The sequence below is a fragment of the Klebsiella sp. HMSC16A12 genome, from assembly GCF_001808265.1.
Classification (GTDB): Bacteria; Pseudomonadota; Gammaproteobacteria; order Enterobacterales; family Enterobacteriaceae; genus Klebsiella; species Klebsiella pneumoniae.
Genome location: NZ_KV792594.1, coordinates 1 through 2,300, shown reverse-complemented (window position 1 = coordinate 2,300; position 2,300 = coordinate 1). Strand labels below are relative to the sequence as shown.

General features: G+C 55.2%; 4 protein-coding genes. All 4 read right to left on the bottom strand.

What is annotated here, in order from left to right; all coding sequences use genetic code 11:
* Positions 1–71: 71 nt before the first annotated feature.
* The 4 genes from HMPREF3140_RS10780 to HMPREF3140_RS10765 all read right to left on the bottom strand — a co-directional run bounded on the left by HMPREF3140_RS10780 (position 72) and on the right by HMPREF3140_RS10765 (position 1,991).
* On the bottom strand, positions 72–905 hold the full coding sequence (locus tag HMPREF3140_RS10780) for an N-6 DNA methylase (protein ID WP_070552982.1): 834 nt from the start codon (positions 903–905) through the stop codon (positions 72–74).
* Positions 906–955: 50 nt separating this feature from the next.
* Positions 956–1,102: a hypothetical protein gene (locus HMPREF3140_RS10775; RefSeq protein WP_032437931.1), complete on the bottom strand. Its 147-nt coding sequence runs from the start codon at positions 1,100–1,102 to the stop codon at positions 956–958.
* Positions 1,103–1,196: 94 nt separating this feature from the next.
* Entirely contained in the window at positions 1,197–1,544 is a 348-nt protein-coding gene (locus tag HMPREF3140_RS10770) for a hypothetical protein (protein WP_032437933.1), read from the bottom strand.
* Positions 1,545–1,610: 66 nt separating this feature from the next.
* Entirely contained in the window at positions 1,611–1,991 is a 381-nt protein-coding gene (locus tag HMPREF3140_RS10765; RefSeq protein ID WP_032437935.1) for a hypothetical protein, read from the bottom strand.
* Between the last annotated feature and the right edge of the window lie 309 nt (positions 1,992–2,300).

The window sequence follows — 2,300 nt, the reverse complement described above, 5'->3', positions numbered from 1 at the left end:
GTTTTCCCGGCGCCGCAGGCGCGCGGTCTTTCAGCGCAGTCGGGCAGGTGATCCCCTGCCCTTTCGGTTATTTACGCGGCCTCCTGTATTCCGCGCATAAAGTCCCGCATGGCCCTGAACCGCCGCAGATCGGCCAGTCGTTTTTCAAAATCATTGAGGTAGTAAACCGGGGTATACCTCACCCGCCGCAACTGCATCGTGAGCGTATTGCCCGTCACCACTTCCGCCGCTATCCCGAGCAGTGACATCTGGATAAAGGCCATATCTGCCGCCACCGGATCGATGTCAATGCAGCTGCCGAACATGTGCATGGAGGGGTTGATATCCGCTTCAAGCAGGCACTCTGCATAGGCGATCAGCATTCCGGCTGCCCCACACGCCGGATCGCTAACGGTGGCAATCCCTTCCCGGCGGATAGTGTCTCTGACGCCTGGCATCAGCATCCGTGCCATCAGACACTGCACGGAATACGGGGTAAAATACTGCCCGCGAAAATTATCGCCCAGCTCCAGCTCCATAAAAATCGCGCCGAGGAAATCATGAAATTTCGCCTCCAGCGCACACACCATCAGGCAGAACATTTCCTGCATGTTCGCGATGTCGGTGGCCCCGTACCGGGCGCAGATTTTCCGGCAGTGCTCCATGCTTTCCGGCGTTCTTATCCAGGCCATATCCAGCTCACTGGCGGCAAGTGACAGAAAATCACTGAACACTTCCCAGCGACCCAGATGGCGCCCCGTGTCTTTAAATACGCTGATAAACCGGCTTCGGCTGTACTGCTCGCTCAACATACGCGGAACCGTGGGCACCGTTTCCGCGATCTGCTGCCCTGCCTGAATGACTGGGCTGTTATCAGCGGCTTCTCTGGCCATATTGAACACATCGGCAAAACTTAGCTGTGACATGATGAATTCTCCAGTAATGCCGCCCCCTTCAGGGGGCGGCGTTTTTCACATCACGCGAGGCCGAGGCCAGCGTAAACCGCGGTCATAAACTGCTGCCAGTACTCCAGCTTTAAAGCGGGAACGCGGGCGCGCTGACCACTGCGAAGGGCATTTACAAACGCCTTCGCCTGTGCGACGATTTGCGGGTCGAAATTCATGGTTTAATCTCCATGTTGATTTTGTATATTCCGGATGCAAACTTTTGCGGGTGTCACATCCGGGGTGGAATGAGCAGGCTAAAGCCTGCTTTTTTCATTTCTGGAACAGGTTAAATCCCTCCTTAATGCGCGTTGTGATCTGCGCATGGCTCAGGTTGCACACATCCCGCAGCCGGAAATATCTGGCTCCGTAGCGGGCATAGATCTCTGTCACGTCACCGCAGACCATTTCCTGCAGCATGAACGTTTCCCACTCGCCGTTCTCACTTGTTGACCAGTTGAGCGGGTACATCAGGCCCAGCGCGTCATGGAACGTGTGGACATCGATTTCTGAGGGGGCTTTCACCGCTGTATTCTGCCGGTTCAGCCAGTATTCGCGCTCTGCTTCTGCTGTAGCCAGCATTCCCGGATGGGCTGAGGATTCAGTCAGGTGTAAGTTCATACGTCTCTCCTTATGTGGATCACCGGCGGCCCCCGGACCGCCAGATGTTGGGTAAAAAAAGCAGATTCATGGCATATAGGGTTCAGCGCGCATTGAGTCAGCAATGTATTTGCGTGCGTCATTCCACGCATCCTTACCGGTATCACCATAAAGAAGCTCAACGAGTTTCCGGGACTGAAGCCACGGTTGAGCAACGTCGAAATGCACCTTCAGAACGTCTGCGTGCCAGTCAACCACTCCCGCCCCCAGGACGTTATCAGCCATACGCATCAACGCCCCCCATACCAGTTCACTTCTTTCGCTTTCTCTCATACGCTTGCTTTTAAGCTCTACCAGATGCAGCAGGAGGCTCTTTTGCTCGCTAATCGCGGTGGCCAGAAGGTTTTCAACCCATCTTTCGGTAGATTCTTTGGTGGCGGTTTTGACGTTGACGTTCTGTGTGTTCATTCTGCTTTTCCTCTGGTCTGGTGGTTAATCCATCTCTCGGTGAGTTCCCTGGCGGCAAAGGGCAAAGGAGCAACGTCGTAAGGAGGAGAACAAGGGGCGGAGACAAAAAGTTTTTGCGGTCCCTGGCAAAAAGTTTTTGGCGGAGTTTATTTACCCCTTGGATGACGACACGGCGGTGCTACGACCAGCCCTTCGCCGGGGAACGGACGAGAGATGACTCACCAGGGGAAGGGATGAGAATGAACACACCCGACACGACGGAACGGCGTGGCGCCATCAGAGTGCCGGCAGTCCTTCGCCGGCACGGTG

Bases quoted from the DNA above. Each gene is read 5' to 3' on its own strand.
- HMPREF3140_RS10780 (WP_070552982.1), bottom strand. From the start codon at position 905: ATGTCACAGCTAAGTTTTGCCGATGTGTTCAATATGGCCAGAGAAGCC.
- HMPREF3140_RS10770 (WP_032437933.1), bottom strand. From the start codon at position 1,544: ATGAACTTACACCTGACTGAATCCTCAGCCCATCCGGGAATGCTGGCT.
- HMPREF3140_RS10765 (WP_032437935.1), bottom strand. From the start codon at position 1,991: ATGAACACACAGAACGTCAACGTCAAAACCGCCACCAAAGAATCTACC.
- HMPREF3140_RS10775 (WP_032437931.1), bottom strand. From the start codon at position 1,102: ATGAATTTCGACCCGCAAATCGTCGCACAGGCGAAGGCGTTTGTAAAT.